Origin of the sequence: Leifsonia xyli subsp. cynodontis (assembly GCF_050632205.1) — a bacterium.
Taxonomy (GTDB): Bacteria; Actinomycetota; Actinomycetes; order Actinomycetales; family Microbacteriaceae; genus Leifsonia; species Leifsonia xyli_D.
In genome coordinates, this window is record NZ_CP192578.1 from 2,057,023 (window position 1) to 2,078,425 (window position 21,403).

The window sequence follows — 21,403 nt, forward strand, 5'->3', positions numbered from 1 at the left end:
CACCTGTGACCGACGCGCGGACCGAGCCCGGTCACATCCTCCTCAGCGCCGTCACGCTCTCGGAGGAGTTCGTCGCCGCCGACACGCCGCCCTCCCGGCCTGTCGCCGAGTACGCCCTCTGGCTGGGCGACGACGCCCTCGTGCTCGCGCAGCGCCTCGGCGCCTGGATCACCCGCGCCCCCGAGCTGGAGGAGGATGTCGCGCTCGCGAACATCGCCCTCGACCTGCTGGGCCACGCCCGCTCGCTGCTCCGGTACGCCGCCTCCGCCGACGGCCGCACCGAGGACGACCTGGCGTACTGGCGCGATGAGGCCGAATTCCGCTCGGCGCACCTGTTCGAGCAGCCGAACGGCGACTTCGCGCACACGATCGTCCGCCAGTTCGCCGCCGCGCATTACCTCCACCCGCTCTACGAGCGGCTGCGCGCCTCCACCGATCCGGTGCTCGCCGGGGTGGCGGCCAAGGCGGTCAAAGAGGTCGACTACCACCGCGACCACGCCGACCAGTGGATGCTGCGCCTCGCGCTCGGCACCGACGAGTCCCGCCGCCGCACGCTGCGGGCGATGGAGGACGTCTGGCCGTACGTGGACGAGCTGTTCCAGGATGAGCCGCTGCTCGACGCGCCGGAGCTCGACGGCGTCGCCGTCCGCCCCTCCACCCTGCGCGACGCGTTCGACGCCGAGACCGCGCCCGTGCTCGCCGAGGCGGAGCTTACGCCTCCGCAGGCCTTCCACGCCGCCGGCGGCGGACGCCGCGGACGGCACTCCGAGCACCTGGCGCCGCTGCTCGCGGAGCTTCAGGTGCTCGCCCGGCAGCATCCGGGGGCGTCATGGTGACGGGCACCGGTGCGGGCACGCACACGCATGCGGGCACGCACACGCACACACATCACGCGGAGGCCGCGCGCGCCTGGTCCGCCGCCGCTTCGGTCGTCGACCCCGAGGTGCCCGTCCTCAGCATCGACGACCTCGGCGTGCTGCGCCAGGTGACCGTCACCGACAACGGTGTCGAGGTCGTGATCACGCCCACCTATTCCGGCTGCCCGGCGATGGACGCGATCCGCGAGGACGTGGTGCGCGCCCTGACCGCGGCCGGGTTCGGCGAGGTGCGCGTGCGCCTCGAACTCTCTCCCGCCTGGACCACCGACTGGATCAGCGCCGCCGGCCGTTCCGCCCTGAAGGAGTACGGGATCGCCCCGCCGCCCGCCGCCACCGGTCCGGTCAGCGTCCGCCTCTCGGTGAAGTGCCCGCACTGCGGCTCCCTCGACACCCGCGAGGTCGCGCACTTCGGCTCGACCTCCTGCAAGGCGCTGTTCGTCTGCCGAGGCTGCGGCGAGCCGTTCGACCACTTCAAGGCGCTCTGAGGATGGCGCGCGCCCGCTTCCACACCCTCCCCGTCGCCGAGGTGCGGCCGCTCACCGCGGCCAGCGTCGAGGTCACCTTCGCCGTGCCCGACGAACTGCGCGGCGAGTACGACTACCTCCCCGGCCAGCACGTCGCCCTGCGCGCGCTCGTCGACGGCAGGGAGCTGCGCCGCAGCTACTCGCTCTGCCGGCCGCCGTCGCCCGGACGCATCAGCGTCGCCATCAAGCGCGACCTGGGCGGCGCCTTCTCGACCTGGGCGACCAGCGAGCTGCACCCGGGCGACCGGATCGACGTGATGAGCCCGCAGGGCACGTTCACCGTCGACCCGGCCTCCGTCGACGGGCAGCACATCGTCGGCATCGCCGCCGGTTCCGGCATCACCCCGCTGATGGCGCTCGCGGGCAGCATCCTCTCCGGCTCCGCGAGCGCGCGGTTCACCCTGGTGTACACCAACCGGACGGCGATCGACGTGATGTTCCTGGAGGAGCTCGCCGACCTCAAGGACCGCTACCCCGCGCGCCTGGCGCTGCACCACGTCCTCTCCCGCGAGCAGCGGTCGGCCCCCTGCTGTCGGGGCGCATCGACGAGGAGCGGCTGCGGCGGATGCTGGATGCGCTGCTCCCGCCGGAGACGGTCGACCAGTGGTTCCTGTGCGGACCGTTCGAGCTGGTGCAGCTGTGCCGTGACGTGCTGGAGACGTACGACGTGCCGCGGGATCGCATCCACTTCGAGCTGTTCACCACCGGCGAGCCGGGCGAGGTGCGCGGCGACACCGGCCGCCCGGTCGTCGTGCACGACGGCGAGCGCACCGCCGACATCGAGTTCACGCTCGACGGCATGACCTCCAGCGTGACGACGCCGGTGGATGCGAACGAGTCGGTGCTGAACGCCGCCCTGCGCGTGCGCCCGGACGTGCCGTTCGCGTGCACCGGCGGCGTCTGCGGCACGTGCCGCGCCCGCCTGATCTCGGGCGACGTGCGGATGACCGAGAACTACGCCCTCGAACCGGAGGAGCTGGAGCGCGGCTACGTGCTCACCTGCCAGTCCCATCCCCTGACCGACCGCGTCGTGGTCGACTACGACGTCTGAGGAGGCGCCCGTGATCGAGTTGGATGTGACCGACGGCATCGCCCGCATCACCCTGAACGCGCCGTCCCGGCTGAACGCGCTCGGGGCGGACGATCTCCGCGAGCTCGCGGGTGCGTACACGTCGGCCGCGGATGCGGGCGTGCGGGCGCTCGTCCTCCGCGGCGAGGGTCGCTCGTTCTGCGCCGGCCGCGACATCGCCGGCGTCGACCCGGCGACGGACGACGTGTCCGGCTACCTCGACGGCCTGGTGACCCCGTTGCTGCAGCAGATCGCGGCCTTTCCCGCGCCGACCTTCGCCGCCGCGCAGGGCGCCTGCCTCGGCGTCGGCCTCGGCCTGCTCATCGCGACCGACGTGGTCTACGTCGCGGAGGACGCCAAGGTCGGCTCCCCCTTCGCCGCCCTGGGCGCGGCCCTCGACTCCGGCGGCCACTGGCTCCTCGTCTCGCGCCTGGGCCCGCACCGCGCGCTCGACCTCATCTACTCGGGGCGCCTGCTCTCGGGCGCCGAGGCCGTCTCGGGCGGTATGTTCTCGCGGGCGCTCCCCGCCGCCTCGCTGCAGGACGAGGTGGATGCGGCCGCCACCGCCGCCGCCTCGGGCGCTACGCAGGCGTTCGTGGCGAGCAAGCGCATCGTGGCGGGCCTCCGCGACGGCTCGCTCGACCTGTGGTCGTCCGTCGCCGCCGAGAACGCCGCCCAGGCGGCCCTCCGCGACACGGCCGACTACCGCGAGGGCTTCCGCGCCTTCCAGGAGAAGCGCAAGCCCGGCTTCACCGGCCGCTGACGCCCGCCCCGACCCGCCGAGTGGTGACATCATGCGGCGACTCGTCCCGAATTCGCGCATCTACTCACCGTTCGACGGGCGACGGGCGAGGGGCGGGGGCGGGGGCGGGGGCGGGAGCGGGTCAACTCACCCGCGCCGCCAAGAGGCGCTGCACCGCCGCGAACGGTATCGGGATCCACGACGGCCGGTGGCGCGCCTCGTACGCGATCTCGTAGACCGCCTTGTCGAGCTCGAAGGCGTCGAGCAGCCGGCCGAACTCCTCCATCTCCGGGCCGGCGACCGAGGCGTAGCCGGCCAGGTACGCCCGCCGCGCGTCGGCCGCCCAGGCGCTCGCGTCGATCGGGGTGTCCCGCTGGGCGAGGGAGCCGGCGACGTAGTCGAAGGAGCGCAGCATCCCCGCGACATCCCGCATGGTGGCGTCCGGGAGGGCTCGTTCGGCGAGGGGACGCAGGGGTTCGCCCTCGAAGTCGATGAACTGCCAGCCGCGCTGCGGCGAGTTCAGCACCTGCCCGAGGTGGAGGTCGCCGTGGATGCGCTGCAGCAGCGGTAGCGGCGCCGCGGCCGCCTGCTCGTAGACGGCCGCGATGCCGGCGCGCAGTTCCTCGACCTCCGGCACCTCCGTGGTGGTGACCGTCAGCCGGCGGAACATGCCGTCCAGGGCGAGCGCCACATCGTCGCGGGATGCGGGGGTGGTGGGCAGCACCTCCGCCATGAGCCGGTGCAGCTCGGCGGTTCCGGAGCCGAGCTGGAACGCGCGCTCGGTGAAGTCCTCGCCGCGCTCCGCCGCGCTGACCGCCAGCTCCCAGCCGTCCTCCGCGCCGGGCACGAAGTCCTGCATCAGCGCCAGCTCGCCGGAGGCGGTTCCGCCGTCGGCGGTGGGCCACTGCCCGGTCAGCCAGCCCAGCAGAGCGGGCGTTCGGCGCGAGCCGCCGGCGGTCAGGGCGGCCAGTGTGGACACGTCCGGGTTCTCGCCGTCCTGCACCACCCGGAACACCTTGATGAGCACGGGGCGGCCGTCGTCCAGCTCTCCGACGATGGACGTGTTCGACTGTTCGCCGGTGAGCCGCCGCGACGAGCGCACGACCAGGCGCTCCCCGAGGGTGTGGCCCTGCGCGTGCGCGTCCCGGCCCTCGCTCCGCTCGGCGCCGGTCATCAGCGCGACGAGCGACGCGACGTACGACTCCTCGGTTGGAGCGTCGTAGAGGTACCGGCCGCCCGCCTCGCCGATGAGCGCCGCCTCGTCGCCGTCGCGGCTCGCGCGCGCGACGACGGGGACCTGATACACCCGCGGCGTGCGCGGCGCGTCGTCGCAGAAGAAGTGGGTGACGATGCGGATGTCCGGGTCCGCCGGTTCGACGTCGAACGAGGCGAGGAGGCGCAGGCGCGGCTCGACGCTCTTGGTCGAGTACCAGCGCTGGCGCCGCATCCAGGCTCCGACCAGCTCGGTGAGTTCGGTCATGACTGAACCGTACGCCCGGTCACCCGTCCACGCGGAGGGGTTGCCACCGAATGCTCAGCGGGTGCCGAGCACGACCCCGCGCGCGGCCATGAACGGCTGCGGGTCGATCTGCAGACCGTTGACGTGCACCTCGAAGTGGAGATGGCATCCGGTCGAGAGCCCGGTGGAGCCGACCTGCGCGATGGGCTGCCCGGCGGCGACCTGCTGCCCGACGGTGACGCCGATGCCGCCGTCGCGGATGTGGCCGTAGGCGGTCTCCACGCCGCCGCCGTGGTCGATGCGGATGTAGTTGCCGTAGCCGCTGAACGGACCGGCCCGCACGACGGTGCCGGCCGCCGCGGCGTAGATGGTGGTACCGCAGGCGGCGCCGATGTCGTCACCCGGGTGGAACGGGTCGGTGCCGAGCGGCCGGGACGGCCGCGGCCCGAACACGTCGGTCAGCACGCCGTGCACGGGGAGCGCCCAGCCCGCGGCCACCGCGGTCGGGTCGGAGGTCAGTGCCTGCCATCCCGACCCGGCCTCGATCACCGTCGGAGCCGCGGCGAGCGCTGCCGAGGCGGCGTTCACCTGCGCCTGCGCGTCGGCGACCGCCTGACGGCTGCCGTCGAGGTCGATGGCCGTCACGGCGTCCGCTGCCCCCTGGGCGTCGCGGGCCAGCTTCTCCGCGGCCTTCTTCTCGGTGGCGGCTGCGCGGATGGCGGCCTCGCGGTTCGCGGAGAGCGCCGCCAGCCGGTCGGCCGCTCCGAGCTTTGTGAGCAGGTCGCCCGGGCCCTCCAGGGCGGCGGTCACCGGATCCTGGGTCAGCAGGTGCGTGCCAGACGAGCGGATGAGCGCGGAGGCGAACGCCGCTGCCTCCGCAGCCCGCTTCTGCGCGGCATCGGCCCGCGCCTTCACCGCGTCGGCGAGCGTCTGGGCCTGGTCGTGCTCTCGCTGCGCGCTCGCCGACTGCTGCGTCGCGTCGGCGAGCTGCTGCTGTGCGGCGGCCAGGTCGCTGGCCAGCTGAGCGGCCTGCTGCAGCTGGGCCGGGTCGATCGAGGTGAACGCGGGCAGGTCGGGCGCGGTGAGGGTGATGGAATCGGCGGGCGGGGTCGCCGGCTGCGGAGGCGTCTGCGAGGGCGCGGGTGCCGGGGCGGGGGTCGGCTTCGGCGTGGGAGTCGGAGTCGGGGTCGGGGTCGGGGTCGGCGTGGGCGTCGGGGAGGGAGTCGGCGTCGGGTCCGCTGTGGGCGTCGGGTCCGGCGTCGGCGTCGGATCGGGTGTCGGCGTCGGATCTGGCGCCGGGTCGGGAGTCGGCGTCGGGTCGGGCGTCGGAGCCGGGTCCGGCGTCGGCGCCGGATCGGGGCTCGGCGCCGGGTCCGGTGTCGGCGCCGCGCTCTCGGTGGGCGCCGGCGCACATCCCGCCGTGCACTCCTCCGCCGAGGCGGCCTGGGGCACTGCCAGCACCGCCCCCGCGATCAGCACCACGACGGCGCACGCGTGTACGAGGCGCGGTCCCCCGAACCGCGTCGTCGCTCTGGGTACCTCGAACGCTCTCCGCATGATGGGACGGCCGTCGGCAGGCGCCGCGCGGCCGTAGTGAGATGTTCTCACCGCCGTGAGACGAGGACAAGACACTCGAAGGGGGTTGGATGCGGCTCACAGCATCGGCACGTTACGGTGAGAGATTGTGACCGACAGTACAGCCACCGCGCGCCCGCGACGAGCCGCCCGGCGCACGTCCAGCTGGAAGACGCTGTTGCGTGACGTGGTGATCATCTTCGTGGTCGCCGTGCTGGTGTCGTTCCTCATCAAGACGTTCGTCGCCCGCTCCTTCTACATCCCCTCCGGATCGATGGAGAACACCCTCCAGATCAACGACCGGATCATCGTCAACGAGCTGCAGCCGAAGGTGTTCGGGCTGCAGCGCGGCGACGTCGTCGTGTTCAAGGATCCGGGCGGCTGGCTGCCGCCCGCTCCCCGCAGACCGGCAACGCCGTCCAGCAGGGCGTCGGCGCCGTGCTCGACTTCGTCGGGCTGGGCGCCTCCGACTCCGACCAGCACCTGGTGAAGCGCCTGATCGGCCTGCCGGGCGACCACATCAGCTGCTGCAACGCGCTCGGGCAGCTCAGCGTGAACGGCGTGCCGTTGAAGGAGCCGTACGTGCTGCTGCCGGCCGGCGTCCAGGCGGTCTCCGAGAAGTCGTTCGACGTCACCGTGCCGAAGGACTCCGTCTGGGTGATGGGCGACAACCGCTACAACTCGGCGGACTCGCGCTACCACATGGACGATCCGGGCAAGGGGTTCGTGCCCCTGTCCGACGTGGTCGGCAAGGCGTTCGTGATCAGCTGGCCGGTCAGCCACTGGTCGTGGCTCGACGACTACCCGGACGTGTTCCGGGGCGTCGAGCGCGACGACCAGTAACGGCCGACGGGAGCGGCGACTCAGGTCTCGGAGCGGCCCCGCCGCCAGTAGCCCATGAAGGCCACCCGCGACCGGTCGATGCCGTGATCGCGCACCAGCGTCCGGCGCAGCGTCTTGACCGCCGCCGACTCGCCCGCGATCCAGGCGTAGAAGCCGGCCCCGGCTGTCTCCGGGCTCTCCCAGAGGATCTCGAGGTCGACATCCACATCGTCCAGGCGCTGCGCTGCGGCCGCCGCCGCGCCGGCGACGACCCGCGGGTTCTCGGCGAGCCAGCGCCGCACGGCGGGCACGAGAGCCGTCCCGGTCACGGAGTCGCCGCGCGCCAGCCGCGTGACGTTCACGTGCTCGGGCAGCCGCAGCGGCACCGCATCCCCCGGCGACGGCACCTCGATGAAGGCGCGGGCGCGGCGCCCGGCGGGAAGCGACTCGAGGATGGATGCGATGGCCGGCGCCGCGGTCTCGTCGCCCGCGAGCAGCAGCTCGCCCGCGTCGCCCGGCCGCCAGTCGATGCCGACGCCGCGGTGGGTGCTCCGCGCATCCGGGCCGATGACGACGAGCGGGTCGCCCGGCCGGGCCTCGAGCAGCCAGCGGGCGGCCGGACCGCCGTCGCCGTGCACGACGAAGTCGACGTCGAGGCGGCACCCGGCGGAGTCGATCCCGCGCACCGTGTAGGTGCGGAACGGGTTGCGCCGGTGCTCCGGCAGCCGCCGCCAGCGCTCGTACCAGTCCCCGGCGAGGTGCGACTCCTCGTCGTCGAACCCGAGGTCGGAGAAGGTTCCGTCTGCGAGCGGGAACAGCAGCTTGATGCGCTGGTCGAGGCACTCGGTCCCGAAGTGCTCGAAGTCGCCGCAGGAGAAGGTCACGCGCGTGAAGAGGGGCTCAGCCGCCGGATCTCCGCCACCGTCGCCCGATACGGCCGGTAGGCGGGCCGCGGGCGTTCAGTGCGGGTCGGGGCGAGGATGGTCACGGCGTTCTTCCGGGTCGGGACGGACGGGTGCGGGACTAAGGTAAGGCTACACTAACCTCGCCCCCACACTCCTGGAGATCGGCTGTGGCCTGCCGGGATCGACGCGTCCGGTACACAATGTCGAGAAGCGGTCTTTCCGTCCGGAACGGGAGGGAGTTTCGTGAGCATGAGCGATCGGCCGGTCGTCATGACGACCGCGGGCGCCGTCCGCGGCCGCGACGACGGACGCGTGCAGGTCTGGCGCGGCATCCGCTACGGCGAGCCGCCCACCGGGGAGCGGCGGTGGCGCGCGCCCGAGCCCGCCGCGCCCTGGACCGGGGTCGCCGAGGCCGTGCGCTTCGGGCCCGCGGCGCCGCAGCGTCCCAATCCGTCCGTCCCGCTGGCGCCGGGAGAGCCCGGCGGCCCCCGCATGGATGAGGACTGCCTCTTCCTCAACGTCGTCCGCCCCTCCGCCGATCCGCGCGACGGCCGCCCCCGGCCCGTCATGGTGTGGTTGCACGGCGGCGCCTACGCCCTCGGCTCGTCCAGCCAGCTCGTCTATCACGGCGACGGGCTCGCCCTCTCCGGCGACGTCGTCGTGGTGACCCTGAACTACCGGCTCGGCGCGCTCGGTTTCCTCGACCTCGGCTCGGCGGGCGTCCGCGGCGTGCAGACGAACCCCGCGCTCCGGGATGTGCTGCTCGCCCTGCGCTGGGTTCGGGAGAACATCCGCGCGTTCGGCGGCGACCCGGACGCCGTGACGGTCTTCGGCCAGAGCGCGGGCGCCGGACTCGTCGTCGCCCTGCTCGCGTCCCCCGCCGCGGCCGGGCTGTTCCACCGCGCCATCGCGCAGAGCCCGCCCGCCGGGTCGATGTACGGCCCGGAGCGTTCCGGTGTGGTCGCCCGGCGCTTCCTGGAGCACCTGGATGTCGCAGCGGATGATGGCGAGGCGCTCCGGCGCATCCCCGTCGACGCCATCGTCGATGCGGGAGCAGACGTGTATGCGGAGATCCCGCGCGAGCACCCCGGCATGCTCGCCTTCGCGCCTCTCGTGGGCGACGAGGTGCTCCCGGAAGCGCCCCTGGCGGTGCTGAGCGAGGGGCGGGGGCTGCCCGTCCCCCTGGTGATCGGGACGAACCGCGATGAGGCCACCCTGTTCCGGCTGATGCGGTCGCCGCTGCTGCCGATCCGCCGAGCCGCCCTGGAGCGGATGTTCCGTGCCATGGCCGAGGAGCAGGAGCGGGTCGACGGCGCATCCCTTCCGGCTCGGGAGCAGGTGCTCGCCGCCTACCACGGCGTCCCCTCGTCGCGCGGTGTGCGCGTCGCGACGGACATCGCCTTCCGCATGCCGGCCCTGTGGCTCGCCTCCGGTCACGCGGCGGTCGCGCCGACCTACCTCTACCGCTTCGACTTCGCCCCGCGCCTGCTGCGGCTGACCGGGATCGGCGCCGCGCACGCCACCGACCTGCCCTATGTCTGGGGCGAGTTCGGCGGCCTGCCGCACGACCCTTCGTTCCTGCTCGGCGGCCGGCGGGCGGCGTCCGCCGTCTCGGCGCGGATTCGATCCCGCTGGACCGCCTTCGCCCGCGGCGGCGAGCCGGGCGTGGGATGGCCCGCGTACGACGCGGAGGGGCGCGCGACTCTGGTGATCGACCGGCACGACCGGCTGGAACCGGACCTGGATGCCGCATTGCGGTCAGGCTGGGGCGAGCAGATCCTGTCCTTCGGCTGAGTGTCACCCTAAGCTCGGCTGCATGGTGCTGCTGCCGCTGATCGTGTTCGCGCTGTTCGTCGTCGCGCTCGTCGACATCATCCTGCGGCGGGACGACCAGGTGCGCCACCTGCCGAAGCTCGCTTGGGTCTTCATCGTCATCCTGCTGCCGCTGATCGGAAGCGTGCTGTGGTTCGCCGTCGGCCGGGAGTACGAGCCGCACGCGCAGCGGCCCACGTTGCGCATGCCCGCGGCTGACCGTCGACCGTCCACGACGGGGCATCCCGTTGCCGACCCGGACAGCACCGAGGCCCAGCTCGCCGCGCTGGAGCGCGAGATCGAGGAGGCCGAGCGCGACCGGCGCATCCGTCGCCTCGAGGAGGAGCTGCGCCGCCGCAACGACGCCGGCGAACCGGCCTGAGGCCGGCCCTCGCCCCCGCTATGCAGGCGGCGTGTGCGAGAGGACGAAGCGAACCGCGTCATCCGCCATCCCGGGAGGGATGTCGTGGCCTGCCGCCGGGTAGACCCGCTCCTCCAGCGTCGAGTGCGCCGGCAGGAACTCACGCATGCGCGCGATGTCACCGACGGTGATGACGTCGTCTCGGGCGCCGTGACCCCAGAACACCGGCGGTCGGCGCTCCGCGAGCACCGCATCCCCTCGCTCGCCGTCGATCGTCGTGAAGCCGCCGAGCGTCACGACGAACTCGAGGCGTTCCGGGGCCCGTCGCAGGGCCTGCAGCGCGGTGGCACCGCCCTGCGACCACCCGATCGCCCCCACCGGGGCGTCGCCGACGTTCTCGTCCATCCAGGCGAGAAGGCGGTCCGCGGCCGGGGCGGCGTCCGACGAGGACGCACCCAGTCGGCCGTCATCGGCGACCTGGAACCATTCGAAACGGTCGCCGAGCGGCAGCCACCCCTGCAGGAGTTCCGTGCGCCAGGGGGCCGGCACACGCTCGGCGATCCACGCCAGGTCGTCCCGTACGCCGTAGCGGCCGTGCAGCAGGAGAAGCACCGGGGAGGAGGGCATACCCACATTCACCCCCGCCTGTGCCGGTTCGTCCACCCTTTCCGGCTGAGCGCTCGCTGCATCCGCGTCATGGGTGACGACTCGCCGCGTCCGTATCGGTAGAACGACATGCCGAAAGGATGGGGACGCCGTGCCTGAGACCACGACGACGGAGGCTGCTCGCCACCGCCTCTACCGGAAACGGGAGGCCTGGATGCAGCTGCGCAGCGCGATCGCCGAGGAGTACGTGGCCAAGCTGCCGGAGCTCGTGAGCATCGGCGCCTTCGCCCGCCTCACCGGGATGACGGTTGCGCAGGTGCGGCACGCGACGACGACCGGCGATCTGGTCGTCTCGCTGCGCGACGGCCGTCGCGGCATCGCGCCGGGTGACAACATCCCGTTCCTGCTGCGGGAGAGGCTGCTGCGGCTGCCGCCGCCCGATGAGGCGCGTCTGCGCCGCGGGAACCGCTCTCTGGCAGTGAGCCACGAGGCCTACGAGCGGGTCTGGGACGAGGCGGTGCGGTCGGCCACGACGCCGCAGGACGCCCTCGACCGGCTGCTGCTCGCGGGAGCCGCGACGGCGGCCGACCGCGTGGCGGCGGCCCATCGGGCGGCGGCCGATCGGGCCGTCGCCGACTGAGTCAGAGCCCCCGGCCCCAACGGTCCGTGCGCCACGCCCAGACGCCCCCCGCGAGCAGCACGGTCGCCAGCGCCCCCGCGCCGACGGCCGCGATCACCACCGCGACCGCGCCGAGCGGCGCGATGCAGAGGGCGATCACCCCGATCGCGCACACGATGACGCAGGTGGCGCCGACGAGGGCGGCGGCGATCGCGAAGACGGTGTCGTTCTCGGGGCGCGGCGCCCGCTCGGCGGGCACGAGGACGCCCTGGGTGCGGAAGATCGGGTCGTCGGGAGTTCGGGTGTTCGTCACACCTTGGAGAGACGCCGCCCGACCCCGGAACATGACGCCGGAGGGGCGATGGAGCCGGCTGCGGGACTCGAACCCGCGACCGCTCGCTTACAAGGCGAGTGCTCTACCAACTGAGCTAAGCCGGCGGCGGCGGTCACCCGCCGCCACCATCCTAGGGCAGGAGGCTACGGCGCCGGGGTCGCCGTGGGCGTGGGGCTGGCGGTCGACGTGTACTCGTCCCCCTGCGCCTGCAGCACGAACGCCTTGAAGTCGGCGGCGCTCGTCAGCGAGCCCGTGTAGGGCTTCCCGTTGACCAGCACGAGCAGCGCGTTGGTCATCTTCGAGACGTCGGAGTTCGGGATGGGCCCGCTCAGCGCGCGGTCGCTGGCGGTGGTCACCCAGCTCTTGAACCGCACGTCGTCGATGCACGAGTCGATCTCGCCCGTGCTGGCCGCGCCTGCGGCCGACGCGCGCTGCTTGAGCGCCTGGTCGCTGAGACCCGGGCCGCCCTCGGCCGGCTGCTTCGCGAACAGGGACGCGTTGAACTTCCAGAACGCGTTCGGGTCGTAGTTCGCCACGCAGGCGGCCGCGTTCGCCGCGCGCAGCGAGTACTTCGTCCCGGCTGAGTGGCTGGTGTAGATCGCGACCGGGTGCATCTCGACGGTCACCGCGCCGTCCTTCACGAGAGGCTCGAGCTGCTTCAGGTTGGTGCGCTGGAAATCGCCGCAGAGCTTGCAGAGGTAGTCCGCGTAGATACGGATGTCGACGGTGCTGCCCTTCGGATCGGGCGTGCTCGCCACCGGCTTCGCGTCGGGCGCGAGGGCGGTGGTCGTCTTGACCTTCAGGCCCGAGCCCACCACCACGCCGTCGCTGGCCATGTTCTTCGGACCGGGCACGGGCGGCCGGATGGCGCTGACGATGACGACGGCGACGATGGCCAGCACCGCGAGGACGGCGACGGTTATCCCGCCGCCGATCACGGCCCGTCGACGGCGCTCCTTGCGCTGGTGGGAGTCACGGAGCTGGCGTGCTTTCTCCCGTGCGGCCGCACGGACGTCGCCGGGGCGGCTGTCGTCGGGATCGGTCATGGGGCTCATATCTTCCGGATGCTGCTGAAGGTGATCGAACGAGCCGCGCGGGGGACGCGGCGCGCGGCGCACCGTCGGCGCGCACAACCGGGACAGCGTAACCAGGCAGTCTGGGAATCGACCAGACGGACGCTGAACGGGGTGCGGTCATGAGCACGGCCGCAGATGCCATATTATGGCCACGTGGCATCGACGCCATCGAGCGTCGACGCCACGCGTTCATCCATTCACAACGGATCGTCCGGCACGTACCTGCCGGTGAAGGAGACAGAAAGAAAATGGCGACAGTCACCTACGACAAGGCGACCCGGCTCTACCCGGGATCCAACCGCCCCGCCGTGGACGCCCTCGACCTCGAGATCGCGGACGGCGAGTTCCTCGTCCTCGTCGGTCCCTCGGGTTGCGGCAAGTCCACCTCCCTCCGCATGCTCGCGGGCCTCGAAGAGGTCAACGACGGCAACATCTTCATCGGTGAGCGCAACGTCACCGACGTGCCGCCGAAGGACCGCGACATCGCGATGGTGTTCCAGAACTACGCGCTGTACCCGCACATGACCGTCGCCGAGAACATGGGCTTCGCGCTCAAGATCGCCGGCGTCGGCAAGGAGGAGCGCGCCCAGCGCGTCCTCGAGGCCGCCAAGCTGCTCGACCTCGAGCCGTACCTCGGCCGCAAGCCGAAGGCCCTCTCCGGTGGTCAGCGTCAGCGCGTCGCCATGGGCCGCGCGATCGTGCGTTCGCCCCAGGTGTTCCTCATGGACGAGCCGCTGTCGAACCTCGACGCGAAGCTCCGCGTGCAGACCCGCACCCAGATCGCCTCACTCACCCGCCGCCTCGGCGTCACCACGGTCTACGTCACGCACGACCAGACCGAGGCGCTGACCATGGGCGACCGCATCGCGGTGCTCAAGGACGGCGTGCTGCAGCAGGTCGGCACCCCGCGCGACCTGTACGCGCAGCCGAACAACGTCTTCGTCGCCGGCTTCATCGGCAGCCCGGCCATGAACCTGTTCACGGCCGACGTCACCGACGGCGGCATCAAGTTCGGCTCGGCCGTCGTGCCGGTCGAGCGCGACACCCTGGCGAACGCCGGCCAGACGGTCACCATCGGTGTCCGCCCGGAGGACGTCGTCGTCTCCAACACCGAGGGCTCCGGCCTGAAGGTGACCGTCGACCTGGTCGAGGAGCTCGGCGCCGACGGCTACCTCTACGGCCACTCCGAGGTCGAGGGCAAGCGCACCGACATCGTCGCCCGTGTCGACGGTCGTCTGCACCCGAACGCGGGCGACACCGTCTACATCACGCCGAAGCCGGGTCACGTCCACGCCTTCCACGCGGAGACGGGCGAGCGCCTCGGCGGCGCGGTCGTCGACTAAAGTTCCAGGAGCGATTCCTCACTCTGCCGCAGTCCGGATCGGGCTGCGGCAGAGTGCTTCTCCCCAAACCGACCGGAGGACCACCGTGGCCGGATCCGTCAACATCACCGCAGCGACCGTCGACCCGGCGCTCCTGGACCTTCCGTGGAGCATCCCGCTCGAGGACTGGTCGAACGAGCACATCGCGCTGCTGCCCAAGGGCATCAGCCGCCACCTCGTCCGCTTCGCGAACCTCTCCGGCTACGTCATCGCCATCAAGGAGACGACCGCCGAGATGGCGCAGCGCGAGTACGACATGCTCCGCACGCTGCAGCGCCTCGACGTCCCCTGCGTCGACCCGGTCGCGGTGATCAAGAACCGCACCGACGACGACGGCACCCCGCTCAATGCGGCGCTGGTGACGCGCCACCTGAAGTTCTCGCTCCCCTACCGGGCGCTGTTCTCGCAGACCCTGCGCCCCGACACGGCCACCCGCCTGGTGGATGCGCTCGCGGTGCTGCTGGTCCGTCTCCACATCGTGGGCTTCTTCTGGGGCGACGTGTCCCTCTCCAACACGCTCTTCCGCCGTGACGCGGGCGCGTTCGCCGCCTACCTGGTGGACGCGGAGACCGGCCAGCTGTACGAAGGCGGCCTCTCGAATGGCCAGCGCGAGAACGACCTGGAGATCGCGCGCGTCAACATCGCCGGCGAGCTGATGGACCTGGAGGCGGGCGGCCGCGCCGACGAAGAGCTCGACCCCATCCGCGTCTCCGACGGCATCGTCGCCGCCTACCGGTCGCTCTGGAAGGAGCTGACCGGCAGCGAGTCGTTCTCGTCGAAGGAGCGCTGGCGGATCAGCGAGCGCGTCGAGCGCCTCAACGAGCTCGGCTTCGACATCGAGGAGCTGGCGATCAAGACCTCGGAGGAGGGCACCAAGGTGCGCATCCAGCCGAAGGTCGTGGATGCGGGCCACCACCAGCGGCGCCTGCTGCGCCTGACCGGACTCGACACCGGCGAGAACCAGGCCCGCCGCCTGCTCAACGACCTCGACTCCTACGCCGCGACCCTCGGCAAGGAGGGCCTGGACGAGGAGGCGATGGCGCACGAGTGGCTGCTGCGCGTCTTCGAGCCGGTCATCCGCTCCATCCCGTCCGACTTGAAGGGCAAGCTCGAGCCGGCCGAGGTCTTCCACCAGCTGCTCGAGCACCGCTGGTTCATGTCGCAGAAGGAGGGGCGGGATGTGCCCCTCGCCGAGGCCCTGACGTCGTACATCAACGACATCCTGCGCCACCGCCGTGACGAGGCCACCGTCATCGCCCCGCCGACGGAGACGATCAGCATCCCCGTGCTCGGCGGCGCCGCCGCGGCGGACGACGAGGACGAGGACGACTGGCGCTCGAAGGTCTGATCTCGGCGCGTCGCCCGCTGGGCCGCTACGCTCGGACTGTCACCGAGCGAGGAGTCCCATGTCGAACCCCGACCCGTCCGCGACCCAGCCCTACGGCCAGCAGCCGTACGGCAGCCAGCCCTCCGGCCAGCAGCCGTACGGCCAGCCCGTCTACGGGCAGCCGTACGGGTACGGCTACCCGCCCGCGCCGCGCACCAACGTGCTCGCCATCGTCTCTTTCGTGGCCGCATTCGTCATGAGCCTCGCGGCGGTGGTCTGCGGCCACATCGCCCTCGCGCAGATCAAGCGCACGGGCGAAGGCGGCCGGGGATTCGCGCTGGCCGGTCTCATCATCGGCTACGTCGGCATCGCCTTCGCCCTGATCTTCTTCGTGATCTGGCTGGCGCTGTTCCTCGGCATCATGGCACACGGCTACGCGACCGGCGTCAGCTCCAGCTGACGAGTGCGCGTCCTGTCACGTCTGCGGCTGCTCGAGCACGCGCAGACGTGACAGAACGGCGCAGTCAGGCGCGGGAGGCGGCCTTCGCCTCCGCGCGGAGCTTCGAGATCTCGTAGAGGGTGACGCTGGCCGCGATACCGGCGTTCAGCGACTCGGTGGAGGCGCTGATCGGGATGGACACCACCGCGTCGCAGGTCTCGGTCACCAGCCTCGAGAGGCCCTTGCCCTCGCTGCCGACGACGATCACCACGGGGCGGTCGGCGAACGACAGACCCGGGAGCGTGGTGTCCCCTCCCCGTCGAGGCCGAGGACGAACACGCCCGCCTTCTTGAAGTCCTTCAGCGTCTGCGTCAGGTTCGCCGCCATGGCGACGGGCGTGCGGGCGGCGGCGCCTGCCGAGGTCTTCCAGGCGGAGGCCGTCATGCCGACCGAGCGCCGCTGCGGCACGATGACGCCCTGACCGCCGAACGCCGCGGTCGAGCGGATGATCGCGCCGAGGTTGCGCGGGTCGGTGATGCCGTCGAGCGCGACGAACAGCGGGGTGTCGCCCTGACGGACGGTGCGGTCGAGCAGCTCCGCGGGGTGCGCGTACTCGTACGGCGGCACCTTGAGCGCGACGCCCTGGTGCACCGCGTCACGGCCGGCGAGACGGTCGAGCTCCGGCCGCATGACCTCGAGGATCGGGATGGCGCGACCGGTCGCGATGGACAGGATCTCCTTCATCCGGTCGTCGAACTCCACGCGCGCCGCGATGTAGAGCGTGGATGCGGGGATGTCGGCCCGGAGCGCCTCCAGCACCGAGTTGCGGCCGGTGACGATCTCGCTCTCGTCCCCGCTCTTCGCCCGGCGCGACGCACCGGACGCTCCACGCGGGGCCTGGTCCCGGCCGCCGCGCTGGGCGGCCTTCTCGGCCGCGCGCTCGCGCAGGGCCTTGGCCTTGTAGGCCGCGTGGTACTCGCGATCCTCGGCCTTGGGGGTCGGCCCGCGGCCCTCCAGCGCCTTGCGGCCGTGACCGCCGGTGCCGACCGTCGCGCCCTTCTTGCCCTTGCGCACCGCTCCGGCGCGGGGCTTTCCACCCGAGTTCTTCATGATCCGATGCTCCAATGCGACCCCGTCGGGGTGTCTTCGATGGTGATTCCTGCCGCGGACAGCTCGTCGCGGATGCGATCGGCCGCCGCGAAGTCGCGGGCCGCGCGGGCGTCCTGCCGGTCGGCGAGCAGCCGGCCGACCAGCTCGCCCAGGGCGGATTCCGCCGCCGTCGAGCCGCCGGTGCGCCACTGCGGCGACAGCGGGTTGATGCCCAGCACCTCCGTCATCGCGAGCACGTGCCCGCGCCCGGTGGCGGCCGCCTCCAAGTCTTCCGCATCCAGTGCCGCGTTGCCTGAACGCACGGCGTCGTGCAGCACGGCGAGCGCCTGCGGCACCGCCAGGTCGTCGTCCATGGCCTCGGCGAACGCCTCTGGCACGATCTCGACGCCGTGCCCGGCGAAGCGGGTTCCGGCGAGGCGGCGCTCGACGCGCTCGAAGAAGCCGGCGATGCGGTCGAGGGCGGCCTCGGCCTCACTGAGCGAGCCGTCGTGGAAGTCGATGGTCGAGCGGTAGTGCGCCGAGCCGAGGTAGTAGCGGACGACGAGCGGCCGCGCCGCGCCCAGCAGGTCGGCCGCGTAGACCGAGTTGCCGAGCGACTTGCTCATCTTCTGGCCGTTGACGTGCACCAGGCCGTTGTGCACCCAGTAGTTGGCGAAGGCGTCGCCCGCGGCGGTCGACTGCGCCAACTCGTTCTCGTGGTGCGGGAACCGCAGGTCGAGGCCGCCGCCGTGGATATCGAACTGCGGCCCGAGGTACCGCCGCGACATCGCGGAGCACTCGATGTGCCAGCCCGGGCGTCCGTTCCCCCAGGGCGACGGGAACGCCGCGGACTCGGGTTCGCCGGTTTTGCGCCCCTTCCAGAGGGCGAAGTCGCGCGGGTCGCGCTTGGCGCGCGGGTCCGCGTCGGCCGCGGCCTCCATGTTGTCGATGCTCTGCCGGGTCAGCTCGCCGTAGGACGGCCAGCTCTTCACGTCGAAGTAGACATCGCCCGAGCCGTCCTGGGCGGCGTAGGCGTGGCCGGCGTCGATGAGCCGCTGGATGATCTCCTGCATCTGCGGGATGCTCGCGGTCGCCCGCGGCTCGTACGTCGGCGGCTGCACGCCCAGCGCACGGTACGCGTCGGTGAACTCCAGCTCGAAGCGGTACGCCAGCGCCCACCACTCCTCCGAGCCGCCCTCGGACTGACCCGCGGCCGCGTTGACCAGGATCTTGTCGTCGATGTCGGTCACGTTGCGGACGAGCGTGACGTCGAGCCCGCGGTACGTCATCCACCGGCGCAGCTGGTCGTACACCAGCGCGGACCGGAGGTGCCCGATGTGCGGGGACGACTGGACGGTCGGCCCGCACACGTACATGCCGACCTCGCCGTCGCGCAGCGGGACGAAGTCGCGCAGCGCGCCCGCCTTCGTGTCGAAGAGTCGCAGAGTCACGCTGACAAGCCTAGAGGGCGCGGTGTCTAGCGCGCGGCGCGCTCTGCCAGCTCCTCGTTGACCGGCGCGAAGGCGACCCGGTCGAGCAGCAGCTCGACGTGCACGATGCGGCCGTCGCGCACGGTGAGGAGTTCGACGCACCTGACCGCGCCGGCGGACGTGTCGGTCACGAAGTCGTAGATAACGCAGGCCCGGTCGCCGTCGCTGAACACCTCGCGGATCTCGTTGCGCACCAGGGCGGGCATGAGCCGGCGCAGCGCGGTGAGCCAGCCCGTCTTGTCGAGGGTCGCGCCGGCGAACTGCGCGATCAGCGCGTCGTCGAGCAGCTCCTCGAGCGGCTTCTCGTCGTGGGCGCCGACCGCCTGGATGTAGCTGTGCGCGATCGTCCTCGCGTCCGTGGATGCCATCTGAAGGTGTCCTCTCCCGCGCCTTCCGCGGGCGCTCCACCGGCAACAGTAGGCCCGAGCGGCCCGATCAGGACAGCAGCAGCGCCGTCGCCTGGGCCGTGACGCCCTCGCCGCGGCCGGTGAACCCGAGCCCGTCGGTGGTCGTCGCGCCGATGGAGACGGGGGCGCCGAGGATGTCGGACAGTCGCTCCTGAGCCTCCTCCCGTCGCGGGGAGAGCTTGGGCCGGTTGCCGATCACCTGCACGGCGACGTTGCCGATCCGGAAGCCGGCCGCCTCCACCCGCCGTCGTGCCTCGGCGAGGAACACGTCGCCGTGCGCGCCGGAGAAGCGGGGGTCGCCCGTGCCGAAGACGCCGCCGATGTCGCCGAGCCCCGCGGCCGAGAGCAGTGCGTCGACGATCGCGTGCGCGACCGCATCCCCGTCGCTGTGCCCGGCGAGGCCGGGCTCCCCGGCCAGTGCAGGCCGGCGAGCCACAGCTCGGCCGCCGGATCGAAGGCGTGCGTGTCGCTCCCGGTCCCGATGCGCGGGACGGCGGTGCCCGCGAGCAGTTCCTCGGCCCGGCGGAGGTCGAACGGCGTCGTCACCTTGAACGCGTGCGCGTCGCCGGGCACCACATCCACCCGGAAACCCGCCGCCGCGACCAGGCCCGCGTCGTCGGTCTCGTCGCTCTCCGCGAGGGCGTAGGCGGTCAGCAGCTGCTCGCGGGGAATCCCTGCGGCGTCTGCACCGCCGCGAGCGCCGACCGGTCGACGGTCTCGTGCACCTCGCCGCCGTCGCCGATGCGCTTGACGGTGTCGCTGACCGGGAGGCCGGGGACGACGCCGTACCCGCGCTCCAGGACCGCGTCCACGACGGCGTCGAACAGCGCAGAGGGGGCGAGGGCGCGAGCGGCGTCGTGCACGAGCACCACATCCACGTGCGGGTCTAGCGCGGCGAGGCCCTCGGCGACGGAGAGCTGCCGGGTGGCGCCCCCTCGACCACCGTCGCTAGACGGCCGAGCGAGCGCTCCGCGAGCCAGGCGGCGTCCTCGACGCGGTCGGCCGGAACGACGACGATCGTGTCGGCCGCGTGGCGCATGCCGCGCACGGCATGCAGCGACCGCTCCAGCAGTGTCCTGCCCCGAAGTGTCACGAACGCCTTGGGCTGCCCGGCTCCGAGGCGTGTGCCGCTCCCCGCCGCGACGACGACGATGGCGACCCGGGGTCTGCTGCTGCTGTCCACCCGACCACCGTACCGGCACCCCGCGCCGCGAATGCTGCGTTTCGGAACCTCTGCGCCTGCGCGCCGCGCCGCAGACGTTCCGAAACGGAGCAGTCGGCGGGGCGACGACAACGGCCCCGCCGCTCGGAGAGCGACGGGGCCGGAAGCCGGGGTGGAGCGACCTAGGAGGCGAGCACCTCGTCGAGCAGGCTGGACGCCTTCTCGTCGTCGGTCTTCTCTGCCAGGGCCAGCTCGGAGATCAGGATCTGCCGTGCCTTGGCGAGCATGCGCTTCTCGCCGGCGGAGAGGCCGCGGTCCTGGTCGCGGCGCCACAGGTCGCGCACGACCTCGGACACCTTGATGACGTCGCCGGAGGCGAGCTTCTCAAGGTTGGCCTTGTAGCGGCGGGACCAGTTGGTGGGCTCCTCGGTGAAGGGAGCGCGCAGCACCTCGAACACGCGGTCGAGGCCCTCCTTGCCGATGACATCGCGCACGCCGACCAGGTCGACGTTGTCGGCGGGGACCTCGATGGTCAGGTCGCCCTGAGTCACGTTGAGCTTGAGGTACAGCTTCTCTTCACCCTTGATGATTCTCTTCTTGACTTCGGTGATCGTTGCGGCACCGTGGTGCGGATAGACGACGGTCTCGCCAACCTCGAAAAGCATAGATTTGTTGTCCCTTCAGCAATGAATAGGATACCACATGAGCCTCGTGCTAAGGTTCGCCCTCGCGCCCGCGGGAGGCCCGGAACGGCTCTTCTACATGCGATAGAGTCGAGGAGAAAATTCCACCGGGAGGGTCATCCGTGAAAGCTCGAGTCGCGACGTCCGTCGCCCTCGCCCTGGCCGTCGCGTTCGGCACCGCGGGATGCGGTCTCGTCGCCCCGCAGGCCACCACCAAGCACTACGACGCGAGCGACGGGGTGAGCGGGACGGTCGGCACGATCGACGTCCGCAACGCCATCATCGTCACCGACGCGAAGAACGGCACGGTCGGCAACCTGGTGGTCACGCTCGTCAACACCGGCGACAAGAGCCACCGCCTGGCGATCAGCGCGGGCGACCAGAGCTCCACCGCTGCGCACGTCACGGTCGACGCCGGCCAGGTGAAGCAGCTCGGTCAGGACCCGGAGAACGGCGGGGCGAGCAACGTGCTCATCCCCGAGTTCACCGCGAAGCCGGGCGGCCTCTACTCCGTCTACTTCCAGTACGGCGATCAGACCGGCGTGAACCTCAAGGTCCCCGTGCTCGACGGTCAGCTGCCCGAGTACTCCCGCCTGGTCCCGCCGACCATTCTTCCCGCCGCGCAGTAAGACGCCGGCGCCG

General features: G+C 72.0%; 21 protein-coding genes, 1 tRNA gene and 3 pseudogenes. 13 read left to right on the forward strand and 12 right to left on the reverse strand.

Annotated elements, in window-relative coordinates; all coding sequences use genetic code 11:
- Positions 1-5 precede the first annotated feature (5 nt).
- The 4 genes and pseudogenes from paaC to ACQ86M_RS10115 all read left to right on the forward strand — a co-directional run bounded on the left by paaC (position 6) and on the right by ACQ86M_RS10115 (position 3,234).
- On the forward strand, positions 6-836 hold the full coding sequence (gene paaC / locus ACQ86M_RS10100; protein ID WP_431245353.1) for a 1,2-phenylacetyl-CoA epoxidase subunit PaaC: 831 nt from the start codon (positions 6-8) through the stop codon (positions 834-836).
- Positions 830-1,363: a 1,2-phenylacetyl-CoA epoxidase subunit PaaD gene (paaD, locus tag ACQ86M_RS10105; RefSeq protein ID WP_431245354.1), complete on the forward strand. Its 534-nt coding sequence runs from the start codon at positions 830-832 to the stop codon at positions 1,361-1,363. Before paaC ends, paaD begins: the two co-directional genes overlap by 7 nt.
- Before the next feature lie 2 nt (positions 1,364-1,365).
- Positions 1,366-2,453: pseudogene (paaE, locus tag ACQ86M_RS10110) on the forward strand (1,2-phenylacetyl-CoA epoxidase subunit PaaE).
- Between the two features lie 10 nt (positions 2,454-2,463).
- On the forward strand, positions 2,464-3,234 hold the full coding sequence (locus ACQ86M_RS10115) for an enoyl-CoA hydratase/isomerase family protein (RefSeq protein ID WP_431245355.1): 771 nt from the start codon (positions 2,464-2,466) through the stop codon (positions 3,232-3,234).
- A 121-nt stretch (positions 3,235-3,355) separates the two neighbouring features.
- On the opposite strand, the gene ACQ86M_RS10120 is transcribed toward ACQ86M_RS10115, so the two are convergent.
- Positions 3,356-4,693 carry a maltokinase N-terminal cap-like domain-containing protein gene (locus ACQ86M_RS10120; RefSeq protein WP_431245356.1) on the reverse strand — a complete coding sequence of 446 codons (1,338 nt, stop codon included), beginning with the start codon at positions 4,691-4,693 and terminating at the stop codon, positions 3,356-3,358.
- 54 nt (positions 4,694-4,747) lie between these two features.
- Positions 4,748-6,154, reverse strand: a complete 1,407-nt coding sequence (locus tag ACQ86M_RS10125; RefSeq protein WP_431245357.1) for a M23 family metallopeptidase — start codon at positions 6,152-6,154, stop codon at positions 4,748-4,750.
- Between the two features lie 202 nt (positions 6,155-6,356).
- Here ACQ86M_RS10125 and lepB (ACQ86M_RS10130) point away from each other — a divergent pair, with 202 nt between their 5' ends.
- Positions 6,357-6,737, forward strand: a complete 381-nt coding sequence (lepB, locus tag ACQ86M_RS10130; protein WP_431218584.1) for a signal peptidase I — start codon at positions 6,357-6,359, stop codon at positions 6,735-6,737.
- Positions 6,686-7,090, forward strand: coding sequence for a signal peptidase I (gene lepB / locus ACQ86M_RS10135; protein ID WP_431218585.1), 405 nt, complete (start codon positions 6,686-6,688; stop codon positions 7,088-7,090). Before lepB (ACQ86M_RS10130) ends, lepB (ACQ86M_RS10135) begins: the two co-directional genes overlap by 52 nt.
- Before the next feature lie 20 nt (positions 7,091-7,110).
- On the opposite strand, the gene ACQ86M_RS10140 is transcribed toward lepB (ACQ86M_RS10135), so the two are convergent.
- Positions 7,111-7,953, reverse strand: coding sequence for a siderophore-interacting protein (locus ACQ86M_RS10140; RefSeq protein WP_431245358.1), 843 nt, complete (start codon positions 7,951-7,953; stop codon positions 7,111-7,113).
- Positions 7,954-8,223: 270 nt separating this feature from the next.
- Here ACQ86M_RS10140 and ACQ86M_RS10145 point away from each other — a divergent pair, with 270 nt between their 5' ends.
- Positions 8,224-9,768, forward strand: a complete 1,545-nt coding sequence (locus tag ACQ86M_RS10145; RefSeq protein ID WP_431245359.1) for a carboxylesterase/lipase family protein — start codon at positions 8,224-8,226, stop codon at positions 9,766-9,768.
- Between the two features lie 22 nt (positions 9,769-9,790).
- Positions 9,791-10,168, forward strand: coding sequence for a PLD nuclease N-terminal domain-containing protein (locus ACQ86M_RS10150; protein WP_431218588.1), 378 nt, complete (start codon positions 9,791-9,793; stop codon positions 10,166-10,168).
- An 18-nt stretch (positions 10,169-10,186) separates the two neighbouring features.
- Here ACQ86M_RS10150 and ACQ86M_RS10155 read toward each other — a convergent pair whose 3' ends face one another.
- On the reverse strand, positions 10,187-10,774 hold the full coding sequence (locus ACQ86M_RS10155) for an alpha/beta hydrolase (RefSeq protein ID WP_431218589.1): 588 nt from the start codon (positions 10,772-10,774) through the stop codon (positions 10,187-10,189).
- Positions 10,775-10,904: 130 nt separating this feature from the next.
- Between ACQ86M_RS10155 and ACQ86M_RS10160 the strand changes: the two genes are divergently transcribed.
- Positions 10,905-11,393, forward strand: coding sequence for a hypothetical protein (locus ACQ86M_RS10160; protein ID WP_431245360.1), 489 nt, complete (start codon positions 10,905-10,907; stop codon positions 11,391-11,393).
- 1 nt (position 11,394) lies between these two features.
- On the opposite strand, the gene ACQ86M_RS10165 is transcribed toward ACQ86M_RS10160, so the two are convergent.
- From ACQ86M_RS10165 to ACQ86M_RS10175, 3 genes are all read right to left on the reverse strand, one after another.
- The gene (locus tag ACQ86M_RS10165) at positions 11,395-11,685 is read right to left on the reverse strand and encodes a hypothetical protein (protein WP_431245361.1); all 291 of its coding nucleotides are present in this window, start codon (positions 11,683-11,685) and stop codon (positions 11,395-11,397) included.
- Positions 11,686-11,734: 49 nt separating this feature from the next.
- Positions 11,735-11,810, reverse strand: a tRNA-Thr gene (locus ACQ86M_RS10170).
- A 39-nt stretch (positions 11,811-11,849) separates the two neighbouring features.
- On the reverse strand, positions 11,850-12,752 hold the full coding sequence (locus ACQ86M_RS10175) for a thioredoxin domain-containing protein (RefSeq protein ID WP_431245362.1): 903 nt from the start codon (positions 12,750-12,752) through the stop codon (positions 11,850-11,852).
- A gap of 278 nt (positions 12,753-13,030) precedes the next feature.
- Between ACQ86M_RS10175 and ACQ86M_RS10180 the strand changes: the two genes are divergently transcribed.
- From ACQ86M_RS10180 to ACQ86M_RS10190, 3 genes are all read left to right on the forward strand, one after another.
- The gene (locus ACQ86M_RS10180) at positions 13,031-14,125 is read left to right on the forward strand and encodes an ABC transporter ATP-binding protein (protein ID WP_431218593.1); all 1,095 of its coding nucleotides are present in this window, start codon (positions 13,031-13,033) and stop codon (positions 14,123-14,125) included.
- Between the two features lie 85 nt (positions 14,126-14,210).
- A complete protein-coding gene (locus tag ACQ86M_RS10185) occupies positions 14,211-15,512 on the forward strand; it encodes a DUF4032 domain-containing protein (protein WP_431218594.1) in 1,302 nt (433 codons plus the stop codon).
- Positions 15,513-15,570: 58 nt separating this feature from the next.
- Positions 15,571-15,951, forward strand: coding sequence for a DUF4190 domain-containing protein (locus ACQ86M_RS10190; RefSeq protein ID WP_431245363.1), 381 nt, complete (start codon positions 15,571-15,573; stop codon positions 15,949-15,951).
- A 64-nt stretch (positions 15,952-16,015) separates the two neighbouring features.
- Here ACQ86M_RS10190 and rlmB read toward each other — a convergent pair.
- The 5 genes and pseudogenes from rlmB to ACQ86M_RS10215 form a co-directional block, all read right to left on the reverse strand.
- Positions 16,016-17,040 (reverse strand): annotated as a pseudogene (gene rlmB, locus ACQ86M_RS10195) (23S rRNA (guanosine(2251)-2'-O)-methyltransferase RlmB).
- Positions 17,037-18,470 (reverse strand): cysteine--tRNA ligase, encoded by a 1,434-nt coding sequence (gene cysS, locus ACQ86M_RS10200; RefSeq protein ID WP_431245364.1) that lies wholly within the window; start codon positions 18,468-18,470, stop codon positions 17,037-17,039. The pseudogene rlmB and the gene cysS overlap by 4 nt, the downstream one beginning before the upstream one ends.
- A 26-nt stretch (positions 18,471-18,496) precedes the next feature.
- Positions 18,497-18,877: a nuclear transport factor 2 family protein gene (locus tag ACQ86M_RS10205; protein ID WP_431245365.1), complete on the reverse strand. Its 381-nt coding sequence runs from the start codon at positions 18,875-18,877 to the stop codon at positions 18,497-18,499.
- A gap of 67 nt (positions 18,878-18,944) precedes the next feature.
- Positions 18,945-20,099: pseudogene (ispD, locus tag ACQ86M_RS10210) on the reverse strand (2-C-methyl-D-erythritol 4-phosphate cytidylyltransferase).
- A gap of 161 nt (positions 20,100-20,260) precedes the next feature.
- Complete coding sequence (locus ACQ86M_RS10215) at positions 20,261-20,743, reverse strand: CarD family transcriptional regulator (protein ID WP_301211919.1); 483 nt, start codon at positions 20,741-20,743, stop codon at positions 20,261-20,263.
- A 140-nt stretch (positions 20,744-20,883) separates the two neighbouring features.
- Here ACQ86M_RS10215 and ACQ86M_RS10220 point away from each other — a divergent pair, with 140 nt between their 5' ends.
- Positions 20,884-21,390 (forward strand): hypothetical protein, encoded by a 507-nt coding sequence (locus ACQ86M_RS10220; RefSeq protein ID WP_431245366.1) that lies wholly within the window; start codon positions 20,884-20,886, stop codon positions 21,388-21,390.
- Positions 21,391-21,403: the final 13 nt, after the last annotated feature.

Bases quoted from the DNA above. Each gene is read 5' to 3' on its own strand.
- paaD (WP_431245354.1), top strand. From the start codon at position 830: ATGGTGACGGGCACCGGTGCGGGCACGCACACGCATGCGGGCACGCAC.
- ACQ86M_RS10120 (WP_431245356.1), bottom strand. From the start codon at position 4,693: ATGACCGAACTCACCGAGCTGGTCGGAGCCTGGATGCGGCGCCAGCGC.
- ACQ86M_RS10145 (WP_431245359.1), top strand. From the start codon at position 8,224: ATGAGCGATCGGCCGGTCGTCATGACGACCGCGGGCGCCGTCCGCGGC.
- ACQ86M_RS10150 (WP_431218588.1), top strand. From the start codon at position 9,791: ATGGTGCTGCTGCCGCTGATCGTGTTCGCGCTGTTCGTCGTCGCGCTC.
- ACQ86M_RS10155 (WP_431218589.1), bottom strand. From the start codon at position 10,774: ATGCCCTCCTCCCCGGTGCTTCTCCTGCTGCACGGCCGCTACGGCGTA.
- ACQ86M_RS10175 (WP_431245362.1), bottom strand. From the start codon at position 12,752: ATGACCGATCCCGACGACAGCCGCCCCGGCGACGTCCGTGCGGCCGCA.
- ACQ86M_RS10180 (WP_431218593.1), top strand. From the start codon at position 13,031: ATGGCGACAGTCACCTACGACAAGGCGACCCGGCTCTACCCGGGATCC.
- ACQ86M_RS10190 (WP_431245363.1), top strand. From the start codon at position 15,571: ATGTCGAACCCCGACCCGTCCGCGACCCAGCCCTACGGCCAGCAGCCG.
- ACQ86M_RS10205 (WP_431245365.1), bottom strand. From the start codon at position 18,877: ATGGCATCCACGGACGCGAGGACGATCGCGCACAGCTACATCCAGGCG.
- ACQ86M_RS10215 (WP_301211919.1), bottom strand. From the start codon at position 20,743: ATGCTTTTCGAGGTTGGCGAGACCGTCGTCTATCCGCACCACGGTGCC.